The organism is Mongoliibacter ruber, from assembly GCF_003003005.1.
Taxonomy (GTDB): Bacteria; Bacteroidota; Bacteroidia; order Cytophagales; family Cyclobacteriaceae; genus Mongoliibacter; species Mongoliibacter ruber.
The window spans coordinates 195,526-213,764 of the sequence record NZ_PVTR01000007.1; the positions used below are offsets into that span (position 1 = coordinate 195,526).

Genomic DNA, 18,239 nt, shown 5'->3' on the forward strand with positions numbered 1-18,239 from the left:
TAGCTTCAATTAGTATCCAGGTAGACTATAGAGTTTAGATTACTTAATGGATTCATTCCGTACATGTATAGTCATTTTGATCACCTTCAACAAAAAAACAGAAGGCTTTACAATGGTTTTACCTATTTTTAGGCCTAAACCTACATGATTATTTTATGCAGAGATTAAAGTTATGGATGACCACTGTGATGGTCTTTATGATCTTGTCCGCTTATGGACAAGAAAACCCCAAATGGCTTCGCTACCCAGCCATATCACCCGACGGTAGCAATATCGCTTTTACCTACAAAGGAAATTTATTTACCATACCAAGTGATGGAGGGGTGGCTACTCAACTGACCTATCATGATGCCCACGATTTTATGCCGGTGTGGAGCAAAGATGGCAGTAAACTGGCTTTTGCTTCTGATAGGTATGGGAATTTTGATGTTTTTGTCATGGATGCACAAGGTGGAATGGCTACACGTCTGACCTTCCATTCCAATGATGAAATGCCATATTCATTTTCCTCAGATGACCAATCAGTCATATTTGGAGGGGTAAGGCAAGACTTGGCTGAGCACAGACAATATCCTACAGGTTCTCAACCTGAACTATACAAAGTGCCTGCTAAGGGCGGAAGGGTAGACCAAATTTGGACGATTCCGGCAGAAGCTGTTCAGGTCAACTCAGATGGTACCAAATTCATTTATCACGACAAAAAAGGAGGAGAAAATCCTTGGAGAAAAAAACATACCTCAGCCATTACAAGGGATGTGTGGGTGTATGATGTTGCCAGCGATAGCCATCAGATGTTGACTGATTTCGAAGGGGAAGACAGAAATCCTGTATTTGCTCCTGATGACAAGACAGTGTTTTACCTTTCTGAGGCCAATGGGAGTTACAATGTCTTCAAAATGTCTTTAGACAATCCACAGCAAAAATCAGCTGTGACTTCACTGGAAAACTTTCCGGTAAGGTTTCTCAGTATAGCTGACAATGGCCTGATGAGTTTTTCCTATGATGGAGAATTGTACACCCTTCGAGATGGACAAACTCCTCAGAAATTAGAGGTCACTGTCAGGACACAAGCTGGATCAAATCTTGATAGCTACATCAGTATCAATGGAGGTGTGAGAGAAATGTCCATATCTCCTGATGGAAAAGAAATTGCTTTTATAGCCCGAGGAGAGGTGTTTGTAACCTCTGTGGATGGTTCTATGACCAAAAGAATCACAAAAACAGCACATCAGGAAAGCTTTGTCGAATTTGCTCCTGACGGCAAATCTTTGATTTATGCCTCAGAGCGTGATGGAAGGTGGCAGATTTTCAAAACCACCAAAGTAAGAGACAAGGAAGAACCTTTCTTTTTCGCCAGCACTCTGTTAAAAGAAGAGCCTTTGGTGAGCAAGGACATAGATTGCTACTTGCCTAAGTTATCTCCTGACGGGAAAAAACTTGCCTTTATTGAAGGAAGAAGGACTTTAAAGGTAATGGACCTTGCATCCAAGTCTGAAGTGACTTTGATGACACCTGAGCATCTTTTTCACATGAGAGATGGAGATCAGTTTTTTGAATGGAGTCCTGATAGCAAATGGCTATTAGCCGCCTACAGACCTACCATGGCTAATGGTGAAGTGGTGCTATTGGATGCTGAAGGAAAAAGAGAAATGCTCAACTTGACCCAAAGTGGCTATGGTGATAGCCGTCCAAAATGGGTAAATGACGGAAAGCAGATGATCTGGTTTTCGAATAGAGATGGGTTGAAAAGTTTTGCCACAAGTGGCGGCTCACAAAATGATGTGTTCACCTTGTTTTTTTCCAAAGAAACTTATGACAAGTTCAAGTTGAGTAAGGAAGACTTTGACTTACTCAAGGAGGTCGAAAAAGCCGGGAAAAAAGACGAAGAAAATAAGGATGATAAAAAAGAAGACAGCAAAAAAGTAGAACCAATCAAGATTGACTGGGAAGACCTGAGAGAAAGGAAAGCCAAATTGACAATTCATTCTGCCGAGATGGGAGATGCTGTCTTGGACAAAGAGGGCGAAAAGCTGCTTTACTTGGCCAGGTTTGAAAAAGGAATGAACCTCTGGAGTACCAACCTGAGGACAAAGGAAACCAAAATGGAACTCAAGCTTGACGCAAGCTATGGTAGCCTCTCCTGGGATAAGGATATGAAAAACCTCTATTTGCTTTCAGGTGGCAATATTTCCAAAATCACAGACAATGGCAGCAAAAGAGAGCAGCTGAAGATTGCAGGGGAAATGAGTTTGGACAAAGAGTCTGAATTTGAGCAAATGTTTGAACATATTAAAATACGAACCAAAGGTGCTTTTTATACCTCAGACATGCACGGAGTAGACTGGGATTCTTTGACAGCTGATTACAAAAAATACCTTCCATACATCGGTAATGGGTATGAGTTTGCCGAAATGGCATCTGAGATGATAGGGGAGCTGAATGTTTCTCACGCAGGTGCTGCATACAACCGCTCCATACCAGAGGCTGATGCCACAGCTTCCTTGGGGATTTTTATGGATTATGGTCACACTGGAAATGGGATCAAAATCAAGGAAATCATCAAAGATGGACCCTTGGATAAAGCCGGTTTGGATATCAGTAAGGGAATGGTGATTGAAAGCATCGATGGTGAATTCATCACTGAAGAATTTGACATAGCAAGATTCTTAAATAGAAAAGCGGATAAGTTTACCTTATTGGAATTGACAGATCCTGCCAATAATAACAAAAAGCAGGTTACAGTAAAGCCGATTACCTTGGCAGAAGAAAATAGGTTGCTTTACAAAAGGTGGGTCAAAAAGAACCAAGCTGAAGTAGATAGCCTTAGTGAAGGCAAATTGGGATATGTCCATATTCCAGGCATGTCTGACGGTCCATATAGAACTACCTATGAAGAGATGATGGGTAAATATCATGATCGAGAAGGTGTGATTGTGGATACTAGATTTAATGGAGGTGGAGATTTAGTAGCTGATTTGGCTATGTTCTTTACAGGAGAGAAATTCATTACTTACGCTACTGAAGACAGGGATGTAGGTTATGAACCAACATTTAGATGGACCAAGCCAACCTTGGCTATGTTCAATGAGGGCAATTACTCAGATGGGCATTGTTTTGCATGTGGCTACACCGACCTGAAAATCGGAAAGACGGTAGGAATGCCAACTCCCGGAACTTGTTCATTCGCAGGATGGGAAATGTTGCCAAATGGTGGCAGATGGGGAATAGTGCCTATTTCTGCAAAAGACAAATCAGGTAATTGGATGGAAAACAATGAGACCAAACCACAGTTTCAAGTGAAAAATATGCCAGGTAAGATTGACAAAGGCGTAGATCAGCAATTGGAAAAAGCGGTAGAAGAACTATTGAAAGAGGTTCAGTAAAAATAGAGGCATAGCAATAAAAGACCCGGCAAATCAATTGAATTGTCGGGTCTTTTTTATTTTCTTTTGTCATATGGATTTGATTCATCAGGCTTTCCAAAGAAAGGCTTTACTTGTCAAGCACAAAAAATGCGCTTTCAATCCAATCAATCGTTTACCCAGCCATTTAGCTTTTCTTTGATTTGATGGCATTGCGTGTCCATCAAAGGCTTTTCCAAAAAATCATAAACCATTTTATAAGCTTTTGCTTTTTCCCGATCTGAAATAGACAGCGAAGAGGTGACCATGATGACCTTTATCTGATCTGTATTTGCTTGAGGACTAAGCTTTTTCAAAAAATCCCAACCGTTCATATAGGGCATATTAATATCCAGAAAAATCAAAATCTTGTTTTCCTGATTCTTCTGTAAGTCTAAGACGTGAGTCAAGGCTATTTTTGCTTCATCGAAACTTTCCGGTGTCTTGCAAAGACCAGATTCCCGAATAATAATTTTATGTAAAAAAATCACTCCGGGATCATCGTCGACAACTATTACTTTTATCCCTTTTTTCATTTATCCTTCACGAATTTTTCCGATTTGCTATGCGTATTCCTCACAATTCCATCCAACTCTTCAAGCGCTTTTAGAATTTCCCTTTCAAGTTCTTCCTTGCTCTTTCCCACTTCTTTGTACTTAGGGTAATTGATCAAAAGATGGATTAGACCCAATGCCTTGGTGAGTGGTGCCCTTACCAAGTGTGATTGTTGCCAAGTAATATCCTTTAAAGTAACATTTTGTGATTCAATTTCTTCCAATGCTTCCTTCAGACGGTGATTGGTAGTACTCAATTCTAATGTTCGTTGATTGACCAATTGTTCTAAAGAGCTTGCTATTTTGACCTTGGCAGTGTATCGGATTACAAAATATACAAGTACAATAAACAAAGATATCACCAATATTTTGAACCATAGTGTTTCGAAAAAGAAAGATTTTATGCTGATATCTAGCCTGTGAATCCCATCCATTTTCCCGTTTCTCAAAACCCTAACCAGTAAAGTATGATTTCCTGGTTTTAACCCATTAAAACTAAGTGTTCTCTGGTCTTTGATAGGGATCCATTCTTGGTTGAGTTGTTCAATTTTGTAAGAAAGAGCAAATTCCGCAGGGTTATAAAAATCGATATTGGCAAATGAAAGTTGAAAATTACTGTTCCCGGCCGGAATGATTATTTCGGTTTCTTTTAATGCCATTTTTTTGTCGGCAAAAAGTATTTCATCCCATTGGAAATTTGCAGAATTTTCTTTCCAATCCACATTCAATGGATCAATAATCCCAACTCCTTCTACTGTGGGGATCCATATTTTGCCTTCATCATCTTTAAATGCGGATGGAAAAATCAATCCATTTGTCTCTGAATTGGGCATTCCGTGGCTTTTATTGTACGTGACAGTGGTTGCTTGAAAATTATCTTTTCCAGTTGTTTTGAAGCGTTCTAACTCTGAATCAGGGATGTATTGAACACCAAAATTGTTACTGATCCAAATTCCTGATTTCCCGTCATGCGTAATGCTGAACACTGAAGTGGAATTGAGTCCATGTTCTTTTGTGATCCTATTGAATTTACCTTGGCTATATAAGACTATTCCTCCATGAGTACCAAACCACAAGTCCCCACCTAGGTCTTCATGTATCGAATAGATTACATTTTCTCCTGGTTTCAGCGGCAGCACTATATTCTCTTGAAAGACTCCATCAACTATCCTAAATGCTCCGTAATTCATCGAACCCACCAAAATATCTCCATTAGACAGTTCTTTGATGGTATTGAAATTAGTATTTCTAAATTGATCAGGTAGTTGAATTAACTTCAATTTTCCATTTTTGGGTCTATAATGTAAGCCTCCATAACGGGTTAAGATCCAAAGTCTTTCCTTTGAATCTTCATAGACAGCATAGACATAATTACTTTTTAAGCCTTCTTCTTCCGTTATTCTACCGATGACCTTGGATGTATTTTTGGAAATAACAGAAACTCCCGCTGTTGTACCGGTGTAGATATTTTCGGCATCTTCACCTATAGTGTTGATCCAATTCAGCAATAATCCATCAGAAGTATTGATATTGGAAATTTCTCCATCCTTTATTCTGAATATACCATTTGACTTGGTTCCAACCCATTTATTTGAGTTGGCATCCTGGAAGACCGCTTTTACATTTGTCTCCAGAATTTCAGGATGGTTGGCTTGCCTCACCCTAGCGGGTTTTACAATTACCAAACCCCTGCCATGGGTTCCCAAGTATAGGTTTTCGCCATCATAGATGATTTTTCTTACAGTGTAATTTTTGATTTCGTCAAAATAATAGCGCTCAGTACCCACAGCATTTATTTTGATGATGCCATTTTCTGTTGAACCTGCCCATACATTGTTATTTGCGTCTTTTGTAAGGCTATTAAAATTGATGTCTTTGACTTTTTCAAAGGAGATCAGTTCAATCAGTTTTTTATCTTCTTCGAGCCTGAATAAGCCCTTGTCTGGAATGGCTATATAAATTCGCCCTGACTCTACCAATACCTTACTGGCATTTACATTTCTCTCAGTAAGAAGGCTGTAAGTGTTGTTTTGATAGTTATAGGCAAACAAACCTCGATTGGTGCCAATCAACATGACTCCATTTCCCATATGGAAAAGGCTTTGGGTTTCTGTTCCTACTTCCATTTTCCAGTTTGGAAGCTGATTAAATTGATCATTTTTCCAAAGGTGTACTTTTCCATCTTGGGTACCTATCCAAAGGTATCCATTGGCATCTTCAGAAATGGCTTTTATCCAGGAGTCTTCAACAATATGCTCACAATCGATGACTTTGAGTATGGTTTTTTCAAGGAGAGCGATGCTTCTATCAGAAGAAGCCCAAATACCGCTTTTACCATGAAAAAAAGTATAATAAGTCTGGTCCAGCATGATAGGATAGGAGCCCTTATCGAATACTTTGATGGTGGTCCCGTCTAATCTTGCCAAGCCTTCCTCGGTAGCAATCCAAAAAAAGCCAGTCTTATCTTTACCCATTGCATAAACTGCATTTTGAGGGAGGCCATTGGTATTGTCCCAAAATTGAAGTACATAATCACCCGTGGCCTTGAATTTTTGAAGTGGGACTTCTTCTTCAGCAAAGATTTTGGCAAAGACCTCCAAAGTCATGCTTATACAGACTAAAAGAAGAATAGAATAGCGTAAAGTTCTGAGGATTAAGTTCAAGGCAGTATTCTGTCTAGTCGATTTAGTGAAAACTTTAAATCAGGCTAATTTAAAGTCTTAATTGCTGAAAAGGCAGCTTTGTATTGACTCGTCAATATAGTCCTAAATACAATATTTATGATGTTTGAAGCAAGAAATGTAACACCTTTTAAACAGCATTTCCAAAAATTATCCACTCTAAATTTATACACCTTTTTTATGGACCTAACAGGTGAATAAGTGTAGATGAAATTATGTTTTCTAAATAGATGATTGATTGCTGGGGTTTAATTTTTACTGCAATAATTCTCGATTGAGTTTAGCATTTTTATTGTAATTAATTAGCTAAGAAATAGCGCTTTTGGTATAGGGGTTTCAAGTGAATTTGATTCTAATCATGCTTATTTTTGTTCGGTTGTGACAATCCGTCGGAAGGCAAAGATTGCTACTACCAAGAAGCAGAATAACGGAAGCACAAAAGAAAAATTGACTTCCGGGACGCCTAAGATTCTGATATCATCATAGTTAGGTCCTCCAATATCAAGAATAACTCCCTGAAGTGTCGGCATAAATGCGCCACCTACGATTGCCATCACCAGAAATGCCGCGCCATATTTGGCATCTTCCCCAAGCCCTTCCAAAGAAATGCCATATATAGTTGGAAACATGAGAGACATAGCAAATGAAATTCCCACCAAACAATACAAGCCTATAATGCCAAATATAAAAATAGCACCCAGCGTCAAAATACCGGCGAGGATGGAAAAACCAAATAGTAACTTAGAGGTGTTGAGAAAGCGCATGAGATAGGTACAAATCCACCTACCCACCAAAAATAGACCTAAAGCTGTATAGGCATAATTGACAGCTGATGCATTGTCTATTCCCAGCACTTCTGCATATTGATAAATATATGTCCAGACCATTATCTGTGCGCCGACATAAAACATCTGCGCGATGACACCTTCCCGAAATCTTGCATTAAAAGCAAGTCTTTTCATTGATGGAAGAAAATCCAGTGTTGCATCCTTGGATTTGGTTTCAGGCATCTTCACTAGAGCTATGACAACAGCCAAACCGATGACGACTAAGCCCAACATCACGTAGGGATCTCGTATGACCATCAGGTCATTGGTTCTGATGATGGCTTTGCTGCTCTCATCTAATCCTGAAAAAACCAAGTTCCCTTCTGCATCTGTATTGTTGGATTGTAAAGTGTTCAGGATAAATTCTTTTGCAACAAATAAACCAGCCAATGCACCCATGGGATTGAATGCTTGAGCGAAATTTAATCTCTGGGTGGCTGTTTCTTCTGGTCCCATTGATAGCACATAAGGGTTGGCTGTTGTTTCTAAAAATGCCAAGCCGAAAGTGAGTATGTACAGGGCGGTAAGGAAAAAACCATAACTTTCCCATGCAGCAGCTGGATAAAAGAGTAGGGCACCTACTGCATAGAGCGAAAGTCCGATTAATACGCCTGTTTTGTATGAGTATTTTTTGATGAAAAGTGCTGCAGGTATGGCCATGGTAAAATAGCCCCCATAAAATGCCATCTGAACCCAAGAGGCTTGAACATTATTCAATTCCAGTACACGCTTGAAGGCCGCCACCATAGGATTGGTAATATCATTGGCAAATCCCCAAAGTGCAAATAGGGACGTGATCAGGATGAATGGCAGTAAAAGATGCTTGGGAACAAGAGGGTTTGATTTCATATAGAAACGCTTTATGGGAATAATCTTTAAGTACCTATTGCCCGGTCAAGGTGGGTATATCCTCCATCTACAAATATCAACTGCCCTGTAGTATGGGAAGATCTAGGGGAAAGTAAAAACACCACCGTATCTGCAATCTCCCTTGCAGTAGTCATCCTTTTTTCCAGAGGAATTCTTTGTTGAATCTCGCTCAATTTTTGCTCGGGGTTGTCAAATGTATCTATCCAATTTCTGTACAAAGGTGTCATAACCTCAGCTGGAATTACTGCGTTGACCCTGATCCCAAATGGGAGTAACTCCACAGCCCATTCTCGGGTAAGAGATAACTGCGCCCCTTTGGCAGCTGTGTATGCGCTTGTATTTCCTTGTCCTGTAAGTGCCGTTTTGCTGCTGATATTGATGATGGCACCTTTATTTACTTTGAGTTGAGGCAGTGCAAAATGCACCAAGTCATAATAGTGGGCAAGATTTTTTTCTACAGAGGCCCTGAATTTTTCTGGAGTACCATTTTCTAATCCTATGCCATCATTGGCACCCGCATTATTCACTACTCCATCTATTCTGCCAAACTCATTTAATGCAAATGCTACAGCCTCCTTGGCATCTTGAACCTGGGTCAGTCTTCTTGGAAACTGGGCAGCCTTTCCTTCATTTCCATACACTATGTTGAGAAGTTTTTTTCCTTCTTCTACAGAGGGATCAATAATGACGGGAATAGCTCCTTCTTCTGAAAGTATTGTGCTGATAGCTGCACCGATACCCTTTGCTCCACCTGAAATAAGGTATACTTTGTTCTTGATTTTTAAATCCATATCAGTGTTTATTTGAGTCCATAAAACTGAGAAGCATTGCCTCCGAAAATTTTAGCTTGTTCATTTTCTGAAAAAGAGCTAAAAAATATGGCGGCGATGTCGTACACTTCTGCATATTCAGCCGCCACCAAACATACTGGCCAATCTGATCCATACATCATTCGATCGATTCCAAATGTCTCTGTGATTTTTTCCAGATATGGATGGAAATCGGAAGGCTTCCACCTCGACCAATTTGCTTCTGTGACCATTCCGGAAACTTTACAGGATACATTATCCAATTCCGAGAAATCAGAGATATTCCTAGCCCAAGGACCATAGTCTGCAGATTTGATATCAGGCTTTGCCAAATGATCGATAACAAACTTTTGATTTGGGAATTTTTTGGTCAATTCAAGCGCTTTTTCCAAGTGATGGGGAAATATCAAAATGTCGTAGGTGTAATTGAATTTTCCTAAAGCAGAAATCCCATTTACAAATTCAGGTTTTTCAATGGCTTCTGGAGGAAGATTTTGCAACACTTTTCTAAACCCTACAAGATTTGATTGTTCCTGAAACACTTCCAATTCAGCTTCCAATGATTTTGACTCTAAGTCAATCCAGCCCACTACTGCTTTGATCCAAGGATGGATATGCGAAAGTTCAAGCAAGAATTCAGTCTCTGCCATTGATTCATCTGCCTGTACGGCTATGCATCCGCTTATTTCTCTTTTTTTTAATTCAGGCAAAAGATCATCAGGCATAAAATCCCTTCTGATTTTGGACATCTTCTCATCAATCCATGAGTGATTGATTGGGTCATACTTCCAGAAATGTTGGTGGGAGTCAATTTTCATAGGTTTATAATTGTCTTTGAGCGACCATATGGAATTTTCGTATAGTTTACCAGATAGTACGTGCTATCTCACTGCGTGTCGCTCTCGTCATGCCTGCCTGCTATAGGCAGGCCTATCTATTATAGGCAGGCCTATCTATAATAGGCAGGCCTATCTATAATAGGCAGGCTCAATTTTATGAGATTTTTCTTAGGTGAAATTTGGCTATTGTGCATTTTGCGCTACTTGTTTGGCTGTTCCCAGTCCATCAATTCCAAGTTCAACGACATCACCTGACTTCAAGTACCGAGGTGGTTTTAGACCAAGCCCCACACCCGAAGGCGTACCGGTGGAAATGATATCTCCAGGGAGTAAGCTCATGTACTGACTGATGTAAGAGACCAAGGTAGGAATGTCAAAAACCAAATCAGAAGTAACACTATCTTGAAGCATTTCCCCATTTACACTCAACCAAAGTCGCAGATTGTGTGGATCTTTGATTTCGTCTTTGGTGACTAGGTAAGGACCTAGAGGGGCGAAGTTGTCAGCACTTTTTCCTTTGACCCATTGCCCGCCTTGATGCAGTTGAAAATCCCTTTCGCTGACATCATTGTGAAGACAATAGCCCGCAACATAGTCCATGGCTTCTTCTTTGGAGACGTAGGTGGCTTTTTTACCGATAATGACGGCCAACTCTACTTCCCAGTCTGTTTTTTCAGATTTCCTCGGAATGATGATGGGGTCATTTGGGCCACAAAGGGATGAAGTAGCTTTCATAAAAAGTATGGGTACTTCCGGAACAGACATGCCACTTTCTTTGGCATGCAATGTATAGTTGAGACCTACACAGATTATTTTGGAAGGCCTTTTGATTGGTGTGGCAAGCCTGATTGATTTATCTACTTCAGGGAGTATGTCTATGTTTTTTTTCAACCAAGATTCCAGTCTTTCCAGACCTTCATTTTCAAGGAATTCTTCAGACCAGTCCTCTCCGAAAGTAGAGCAGTCTAGCCATTTGTCTTGATGAACAATTCCTGGTTTTTCGGATCCGATTTCTCCAAATCGTATTAATTTCATAAGGTTTTAGGTTTTAGATTGGAAAGTATGTTTGATTTGATGATTGCTTAAATTGAACTGTGATTCTATTTCTATCATATTTCAATCGTATTTCTATTTAAATCTATTGATACATTTTTTCGTATTGGTGCCTCAGATTTCCCAACTTCATATCTTATTTGAGCTTTTAAGCTCTGGAGGCTGTGTTTTTTTATATTCAGGTCGGGCTTCGAGAGTCACTAAAATATTTTGTTTCAGTGCTTGCTTGTCATGTCACGTCCTGATTTTTCTTGACACTTTTTTTTGTTGTTTTTAATTTCCTTCGTACCATACCTACGGTAGGAAATCCTACGGTACTTTGAAAACACACACTTAATATTTAAACCCGGCAATAAATTGCCGGGCTATTATATCTGTCATGCCGATGGCATTTCATCATCTTTCTCCTTCCCTCATCCTTCATCCTTTCTTAACCTTCATCCATTCTTCCCCTTCCTGCCTTTCTCCTCAAACTTTCAATCCAAGAAATCCTCCATCTATCGGAAAGTTGCTTCCTGTGATAAAACTTGCTTCCTCAGAAGCGAGGTAGTAAACCATTGCTGCTATTTCTTCCGGTTTGCCCATCCTGCCAATTGGTTGGGTGGCTGCGAGTTTTTCAAACATTTCTTTTTCTTGTCCAGGGTAATTTTTAGCAAGGAAACCATCCACAAATGGTGTGTGTACCCTCCCTGGAGAAATACAATTACAGCGAATGTTATCTTCCACAAAGTCTCTGGCAATGGATAAAGTCATGGACAGAACCGCCCCCTTTGTCATGGAATATGCAAAACGGTCGGGTAGTCCCATAGTGGCTGCCACTGAACACATGTTGATAATGCTACCACCACCATTGGCTTTCAGTTTGGGCAGGGCCGCTTTGGCACAGGAAAATACACCTTTGATATTGACATTGTATAAGGCATCAAAGTCTGATTCTTGGGTATTCTCAAGATTTCCTATATGAGAAATCCCTGCATTATTTACCAGCACATCTATTTCTTGAGGAATACTGTCAAAAACTGTTTGGACTTGCTTGAAGTCTGATATATCTACATGGTGAAATTTTACTTTAAAATTTTCTGACTGAAGTTCAGCTTCTGTTTTAAGACCATTTTCTTGGTTGTAATCCAAGAAAAAAACTTCATAACCTTCTTTCGCAAAATGTTGTGTAATGGCCAAGCCGATTCCGCTGGCTCCTCCTGTAATGACTATTTTTTTCATAATTGCCTATTGCTTGCTTCAATATAAAATGAAATGATAAGTTTATCAATTGACTTTTACGCTAGAGGGAAAATGAGAGGATGCAAGATGACTAATATAGAAAGCAGACACTACCCATGAATTTCACATTTTACATATTATTTTCACTTAATAATTCATTCTTAAAAATATTTGGGTAAAATTTAAGGCATGAAGGCTAAGTTACTCGAAAGAAGAAATCCATTTGATAAGTCATTTAATTCTGCGATACATTCCTACCCGCATTTTTTGAATATTTGGCATTATCACTCTGAACTGGAATTGGTATATATCCTGTCATCTACAGGTACCAGGTTTATAGGAGACAGCATCAAACCTTTTGAATCTGGGGAACTTGTACTGATAGGGGAGGGGCTACCGCATATGTGGCAGAATGATCCTGTGTATTTCGAAAAAGACTCAAAATTGAAAGCTGAGGCTATTACCTTGCATTTCAGAAAGGATTTTGGCGGTAAGGAGTTTTTGGAAATGACCGAGATGCATCAAATCCAACAATTGATAGAAATGGCAGCCCAGGGTATAGTCTTTAATAAAGAAACAGCTGAGGAGGCAAAGGAAGCCATGCTGTCTATTCATCAAAGCGATGGATTCGAACGGATGATTGCGCTATTGCAATTGCTACATAAGCTTGCCACACAGGGAGAATTTCAATTGTTAAGTACCAAAGGTTTTTCTAATCCGGCAGAAAAGACCGGAGATCTTAGAATTGATAAAGTATATGCCTATACTTTCAATAACTTCAGGAAAAACATTACACTTGAGGAAGTGGCTGACGTTGCCAACCTCAATCCAACGGCATTCTGTAGGTTTTTCAAGAAGCATACAAAAAAGAATTATTCTAAATTTCTGAATGAAATCAGGATTGGCTATGCCTGTAAATTACTATTGGAAGAAAGGCTAAATATCTCCGAAGTAGGCTATGAATCAGGATTTAATAATCTTTCCAACTTCAATAGGCAATTCAAAAATATGATGTCCTTATCACCTAGTCAGTTTCTCCTCAGACATCAGGTTAAAAAATAAGCACTCCATTTTACGTTTTTGGCATATTAATTGAAAAGGGACAACTCCCTGTTTTTCAAGTAATAGTGTATAGCCATGAAAAGTAATAGATTAAGTGCTTATATCCTTTTGATTTTTACCGTTTTAGGTAGCTGTATGTCAGAGCTCAATGAGGACGAGTTTGCGAATGGCAGCGAAAACGAATTGGTGGTTTTGCTTATTGATGAAGACGGTATTGATAATGGAGATGGATTGAACAACTTTTCTGAAATTGATGTCAATGATGATAAAGCTCGAGTTGGCCTGAGAGAGCAACTTTCTTTTTTTAAAAACAACGCAGGAAAAACTATTGAATTGAATAGTGGGCAGATGGGTGATGAAGCTTGGTTTGCCTTGACTTCAATTCCGAATACTTGGATCAATGCGGGCCCAACAGACAATGGAACTGAGAATTTTCTAGCACCGGGTCCAGGCCTTGGTTCACCTAATATTGATGATGATCGGGAAGTTCTTTTAGATGATATCAGTGGGGTGACACCACTAAGGGCTACAGGTCTCAAAATGCTTGAGGGGAAGAAAGTGCTAGCTGTAGTATATGACAGTGATATCAATATAAATTATTCTCCCATGAGAGGGAACCTGAAAGGGGAAAATCTTGGCTTAGTAGCATTTGAAGTGATCAGCATCAGAAAAAATGAAGAAGGAAGTTCGTCTTCACTACCAATAGTCAAAATTCAAATCCTGGATGTAGATTTGGTAATGAATTGGAAAAAGGTATTGTTCAGCAATCCACCTGTTGCACAGTCTTCATCAGAACCATTCGATATAATTCCTCCTGCCAGTGCAATAGGGCCATCGTTTGTAAATGCCAATTGATTCGCGGAGGTAGATGTCTTAATAGAAAGCATCAATGTGGGGACACATTCAAAATATTTCGGTTCCTACTCTTACTGAAAATATTCCGCTACTTTGTTAATTCTAGTCACACTTTGCATCATTTCTTCCGTGACTGGCTTTTCTATATAGCCAATTACTTGAGAATAACTTTTAGCCTTGATTTTATCCGATTGATTTACTGAGGATGTGATGATCACTACACTGACTTGATTTCGAATATCAGATATTGCTAGCGAATCCAAAAATTCCCAACCATCAAATCCTGGCATATTGATGTCCAAGAATACCAAAAATACCTGGTCATTTTTGTTTTGATCATGGAGAAAAGCAATAGCATCCATTCCGTTGGAAAAAAGATGAGGTGCATTGTGCAGTCCAGCCCTGACCACCAGTCTTTTAATCAGCATCAATACAATTTCCTCGTCGTCTACTATTATAATTTCGGGTTTCATTCTATTTCTTTGATATTGATTTGTTCGGTTTTTTCAGTGATGTCTCTGACTATAGTATCCAATTCATTTGCGGAATCAATGATCAGTTTGGTATAGGATTGTTTTTCCTCATCCGTAGTTTCATCCTCAGCAAGTAAGTTGACCAAGCCCATAAGTCTGGCTAAGGGTGCTCTTACCACATGAGATTGTATCCATGCGATTTCTTTTAGTTTTGTGTTCTGATGCTCTATAGCATCTATATATTTTTTCTTAAAAGTGACATCATTGGCCAGCATCATTCTGGCGGGTTTGCCATCGAATGTAAGGTAGTTTGAACTTGTTTCTACAAAAATAATGTCTCCATTTTTTTTGATATGATTGTATTCTCCAGAAAACTTAGGTAGATCTTCCCCTTTATTTTGTATTGTCTCCATGGTTTCTTGGAGCTTGGAATATTCCTCTTTCGGAATGATATCATGAACACTCATGGTCATAAATTCATCATATTCATATCCATAGTTGGTCACTGCTGCCTGATTGACATCGAGAAACTTCCAAGTATTGAGGTCGTATACCCAATTTGGGATAGGGCTCAATTGAAACAGTTCTTTGTATCGTTTTCTAGATTCTTCAAGTTCATTGATAACTTTTCTTCGCTCGATACTGTAAATAATACTTTTGTATAAAATACTTGAAGTAAGGTCATCTTTGAGAAGGTAGTCCGCAATCCCTAGCTTTACCGATTTCCGGCTAAATTCAACATCAGAATAGCCGGTAAGCACGATTACAGGAATGTTTGCTGCGAGGCTCATCACTGCTTTGATCAGGTCCTCTCCTCCCATATCAGGAAGAGAAAGGTCTAGAAGAATGATATCAAACTTTGAATTGTCAACCAATAATTTTGACGCTTCTCTAAAACTCTCCACTCCGGTGATTCGGGGTACTAGAACAGATTCCTCCAAGTAAGTCTCTACAAGAAGCTTATCTCCCGGATTGTCTTCGATAATCAGGATGGTATAAGTTTGATTGTCTTTTATCATATCACAAATTTATTTCTGGGCAATTCTACTACGTTGCTCCAAAAATTCTCAATTTCTACAATGACCTTGAGGAAAGCGTCTACTTCTACTGGCTTGATGATATAGCAACTCGCATGGTTTTCATAGGCGGTGTTGATATCTTTTTCTGAGGAAGAGGTTGTCAACATGATCACAGGAACATGCTTCAAGGTCTCACTATGTTTGATAAACTTTAATACCTCATGACCGTTTTTGCGGGGAATATTGATATCCAACAGTACTAAGTCTGGATCGGGTGACCCTTCGTGTTCATCAAGCTTTGTCAAATACTTAATGGCCTGCTCTCCGTCACGCACTACAGCTATATCACTTTGAATATTGGCCATATCAAACGCTTCCTGCGTCAGGACTATATCACCCTCATTGTCTTCGACGAGAAGAATTTTAATTTTTTCTTTTTTCATAATAGTGTCGATTAAAAGTCAAAAACAACGGGGTGATTCGCAATGATAAATCAAAATATACATAAATAAAATCGAAATTTTAAATAAAACAGGTCACCTTACTTCTACGTTTGAGTGGTTGGTGTTTCCACGAATTCAAATTTTTTCAAAGTAAAGAAAATACTTGTACCCAAATCAGGTAAGGATTCTACCCATATTTTTCCGCCATGCGTTTCTATGATTTTTTTGCAGATGGCAAGTCCCACCCCTGTTCCTTGAAATACTTCTTTGGTATGCAATCTTTGAAAGATATTGAAGACCTGATGATGGTATTGTGGTTCTATTCCTATTCCATTATCAGAGATTTGAAAGTGCCAGTATTCAGGACTTTCTTTTACTTCAATCTTGATTTCAGGTTTTTCATTTGGCTTACTGTACTTGAGGGCATTGTCTATGATGTTTAAGAACAGCTGCCTCATAGGTGCTTTTGAAGCAACGATTAAGGGGAGTTTCTCATAAGTTAATGTTGCATTCTTATCTTGAATGACATTTCTATGGAGTAGCTTTACATCATCCAAAACCTCATGAATGCATACTTTCTCTCGGCTTCCTACATTTCCAGCCATGCTGTATTCCAAAAGATCCAGAATGATCTGTCTCATTCTGATTGCACCTTCACTTGCAAATTGAATGTATTGTTTGCCCTTATCATCCAAGTTTTCACCGTATTTTTTCTCAAGTAGCTTGAGGAAACTGCTGATCATTCGAAGTGGTTCCTGCAAGTCATGAGAGACGGTATAAGCAAATTTTTCCAGCTCCTCATTTGATAGTTCCAGTTCCCTAGCCCTATTTTTCAATTGCTCACTAAGGGAAAGCATTTCAGATTCTGAAGCTTTGATTTTAGAAATATCCTGAGTGGCTCCGATGACCCTTACTGGTTGGTCTTCTTTGTCCCGAATGATGATTCCTTTGTCCACTACATGGGCATAGGTGCCATCTCGCTTGAGAAACCTAAACTCCTGCTCCCAATATTCTGACTTTGATTCAAAAGCATTTTTAAGATTTTTGTTTACTTGAACCAAATCATCGGGATGTATATGTTTATCCCAAAAATCATTGTTGTTATTCATCTCTGACCTCTTGTATCCAAAGAGATTTTCGAAGTTTTTGGAGCGGTATACCTTATCTTCTTTGATATCCCAATCCCAAATGGCATCAGAAGTAGCCATGGTGGCATATTTAAACCGCTCATTACTTATGGATAACCTTCTGGATTGGCTATTTACTTTCTTTTCCAACATAGCTGGAATTGTCGCCAGATACCAAGCTGTCAAGCCAAGTATCACCGAGAGTAGAAACCTTAATGCTAAGGCCAAATACACATTTTCCCAGGCTTCTGATTTTTTAAGCTGAACTGTCAATGTCCAGTTTCCCCAGTCAATGAATTCAGATTCTATATGACCTGTATAGGTAGCATCATCATTTACAGGTAGAAAATACTCTTCCTCCCCAGATTCAGGGTTATTTTTGACAAGTTGAATGTAAAATTGATCATTTGCCTCTTCATCAATTCCAATAATATCCTGAAAAGTCTCCAAATAAATAATGACTGCAGAAAAACCCCAGAATTCATCATTTTTGAATATAGGAAGCCTGCCAATAATTCCCATTCCTCCTTGTTTGAGTTCAAAAGGCCCTGCAAAGAAAACCTCTCTATTGTCTCTAGCCCTGATAGCCTCAGCGCTTCTAGAGGGGTCTTCAAGAATGTCATATCCTATGGCCAAACGATTGCCTTCCAATGGATACACTTCAATGATTTCTCCCCCTTTCAGTAATTCGATGACGTCAATATTTGGATTGTTCTGGATAATATCTCTACCTATCTCTTCAAAGTTGTCAATTGGCCCATACCTTCTTTCGATAAACTCTAATGTGTGAGCTGCCGATATCGCTGAACTCAAGCCGTTTGCAATTCTTTTTTCTATTAGATTGGCCTGTTCTTTGGTGAGTTGCTCTTCATCAGAAAGATAGAGAGCCACTTCTTTATAGGTTAAAAACTGCGTAAGAAACAGCGCAAGTAAAAATGCAACTATCCCTGTTAAAATGGGGCTCTGATAAAAAATTTTAAATATTGATTTTTTCATATAGGAGCT

At 39.1% G+C, this 18,239-nt stretch carries 14 protein-coding genes; 3 read left to right on the forward strand and 11 right to left on the reverse strand.

Annotation, left to right across the window (positions count from 1 at the left end):
- Window positions 1-155 precede the first annotated feature (155 nt).
- Entirely contained in the window at window positions 156-3,383 is a 3,228-nt protein-coding gene (locus tag CLW00_RS13070; protein ID WP_106134128.1) for a S41 family peptidase, read from the forward strand.
- A 146-nt stretch (window positions 3,384-3,529) separates the two neighbouring features.
- On the opposite strand, the gene CLW00_RS13075 is transcribed toward CLW00_RS13070, so the two are convergent.
- The 7 genes from CLW00_RS13075 to CLW00_RS13105 form a co-directional block, all read right to left on the reverse strand.
- The gene (locus CLW00_RS13075; protein ID WP_106134129.1) at window positions 3,530-3,937 is read right to left on the reverse strand and encodes a response regulator; all 408 of its coding nucleotides are present in this window, start codon (window positions 3,935-3,937) and stop codon (window positions 3,530-3,532) included.
- The gene (locus tag CLW00_RS13080) at window positions 3,934-6,561 is read right to left on the reverse strand and encodes a ligand-binding sensor domain-containing protein (RefSeq protein WP_106134130.1); all 2,628 of its coding nucleotides are present in this window, start codon (window positions 6,559-6,561) and stop codon (window positions 3,934-3,936) included. Before CLW00_RS13080 ends, CLW00_RS13075 begins: the two co-directional genes overlap by 4 nt.
- Before the next feature lie 437 nt (window positions 6,562-6,998).
- Window positions 6,999-8,312: an L-fucose:H+ symporter permease gene (gene fucP, locus CLW00_RS13085; protein WP_106134131.1), complete on the reverse strand. Its 1,314-nt coding sequence runs from the start codon at window positions 8,310-8,312 to the stop codon at window positions 6,999-7,001.
- Window positions 8,313-8,338: 26 nt separating this feature from the next.
- Window positions 8,339-9,124: an L-fucose dehydrogenase gene (locus tag CLW00_RS13090; RefSeq protein ID WP_106134132.1), complete on the reverse strand. Its 786-nt coding sequence runs from the start codon at window positions 9,122-9,124 to the stop codon at window positions 8,339-8,341.
- 8 nt (window positions 9,125-9,132) lie between these two features.
- Entirely contained in the window at window positions 9,133-9,960 is an 828-nt protein-coding gene (locus CLW00_RS13095) for an amidohydrolase family protein (protein WP_106134133.1), read from the reverse strand.
- 204 nt (window positions 9,961-10,164) lie between these two features.
- Window positions 10,165-11,016 (reverse strand): fumarylacetoacetate hydrolase family protein, encoded by an 852-nt coding sequence (locus CLW00_RS13100; protein WP_106134134.1) that lies wholly within the window; start codon window positions 11,014-11,016, stop codon window positions 10,165-10,167.
- Window positions 11,017-11,502: 486 nt separating this feature from the next.
- On the reverse strand, window positions 11,503-12,255 hold the full coding sequence (locus CLW00_RS13105) for an SDR family NAD(P)-dependent oxidoreductase (protein WP_106134135.1): 753 nt from the start codon (window positions 12,253-12,255) through the stop codon (window positions 11,503-11,505).
- A 189-nt stretch (window positions 12,256-12,444) separates the two neighbouring features.
- Here CLW00_RS13105 and CLW00_RS13110 point away from each other — a divergent pair, with 189 nt between their 5' ends.
- Entirely contained in the window at window positions 12,445-13,317 is an 873-nt protein-coding gene (locus tag CLW00_RS13110) for an AraC family transcriptional regulator (RefSeq protein ID WP_106134136.1), read from the forward strand.
- Between the two features lie 75 nt (window positions 13,318-13,392).
- On the forward strand, window positions 13,393-14,172 hold the full coding sequence (locus CLW00_RS13115) for a hypothetical protein (protein ID WP_106134137.1): 780 nt from the start codon (window positions 13,393-13,395) through the stop codon (window positions 14,170-14,172).
- A gap of 71 nt (window positions 14,173-14,243) precedes the next feature.
- Here CLW00_RS13115 and CLW00_RS13120 read toward each other — a convergent pair whose 3' ends face one another.
- The 4 genes from CLW00_RS13120 to CLW00_RS13135 all read right to left on the reverse strand — a co-directional run bounded on the left by CLW00_RS13120 (window position 14,244) and on the right by CLW00_RS13135 (window position 18,230).
- Window positions 14,244-14,645, reverse strand: a complete 402-nt coding sequence (locus tag CLW00_RS13120) for a response regulator (RefSeq protein WP_106134138.1) — start codon at window positions 14,643-14,645, stop codon at window positions 14,244-14,246.
- Window positions 14,642-15,664, reverse strand: a complete 1,023-nt coding sequence (locus tag CLW00_RS13125) for a response regulator (RefSeq protein WP_106134139.1) — start codon at window positions 15,662-15,664, stop codon at window positions 14,642-14,644. Before CLW00_RS13125 ends, CLW00_RS13120 begins: the two co-directional genes overlap by 4 nt.
- Window positions 15,661-16,107, reverse strand: a complete 447-nt coding sequence (locus CLW00_RS13130; RefSeq protein WP_106134140.1) for a response regulator — start codon at window positions 16,105-16,107, stop codon at window positions 15,661-15,663. Before CLW00_RS13130 ends, CLW00_RS13125 begins: the two co-directional genes overlap by 4 nt.
- Window positions 16,108-16,211: 104 nt before the next feature.
- Entirely contained in the window at window positions 16,212-18,230 is a 2,019-nt protein-coding gene (locus tag CLW00_RS13135) for an ATP-binding protein (protein ID WP_106134141.1), read from the reverse strand.
- Between the last annotated feature and the right edge of the window lie 9 nt (window positions 18,231-18,239).

Excerpts from the sequence above, each read along its gene's own strand:
- CLW00_RS13070 (WP_106134128.1), top strand. The coding sequence starts at position 156 with ATGCAGAGATTAAAGTTATGGATGACCACTGTGATGGTCTTTATGATC.
- CLW00_RS13075 (WP_106134129.1), bottom strand. The coding sequence starts at position 3,937 with ATGAAAAAAGGGATAAAAGTAATAGTTGTCGACGATGATCCCGGAGTG.
- CLW00_RS13080 (WP_106134130.1), bottom strand. The coding sequence starts at position 6,561 with ATGACTTTGGAGGTCTTTGCCAAAATCTTTGCTGAAGAAGAAGTCCCA.
- fucP (WP_106134131.1), bottom strand. The coding sequence starts at position 8,312 with ATGAAATCAAACCCTCTTGTTCCCAAGCATCTTTTACTGCCATTCATC.
- CLW00_RS13090 (WP_106134132.1), bottom strand. The coding sequence starts at position 9,124 with ATGGATTTAAAAATCAAGAACAAAGTATACCTTATTTCAGGTGGAGCA.
- CLW00_RS13095 (WP_106134133.1), bottom strand. The coding sequence starts at position 9,960 with ATGAAAATTGACTCCCACCAACATTTCTGGAAGTATGACCCAATCAAT.
- CLW00_RS13100 (WP_106134134.1), bottom strand. The coding sequence starts at position 11,016 with ATGAAATTAATACGATTTGGAGAAATCGGATCCGAAAAACCAGGAATT.
- CLW00_RS13105 (WP_106134135.1), bottom strand. The coding sequence starts at position 12,255 with ATGAAAAAAATAGTCATTACAGGAGGAGCCAGCGGAATCGGCTTGGCC.
- CLW00_RS13110 (WP_106134136.1), top strand. The coding sequence starts at position 12,445 with ATGAAGGCTAAGTTACTCGAAAGAAGAAATCCATTTGATAAGTCATTT.
- CLW00_RS13115 (WP_106134137.1), top strand. The coding sequence starts at position 13,393 with ATGAAAAGTAATAGATTAAGTGCTTATATCCTTTTGATTTTTACCGTT.
- CLW00_RS13120 (WP_106134138.1), bottom strand. The coding sequence starts at position 14,645 with ATGAAACCCGAAATTATAATAGTAGACGACGAGGAAATTGTATTGATG.
- CLW00_RS13125 (WP_106134139.1), bottom strand. The coding sequence starts at position 15,664 with ATGATAAAAGACAATCAAACTTATACCATCCTGATTATCGAAGACAAT.
- CLW00_RS13130 (WP_106134140.1), bottom strand. The coding sequence starts at position 16,107 with ATGAAAAAAGAAAAAATTAAAATTCTTCTCGTCGAAGACAATGAGGGT.
- CLW00_RS13135 (WP_106134141.1), bottom strand. The coding sequence starts at position 18,230 with ATGAAAAAATCAATATTTAAAATTTTTTATCAGAGCCCCATTTTAACA.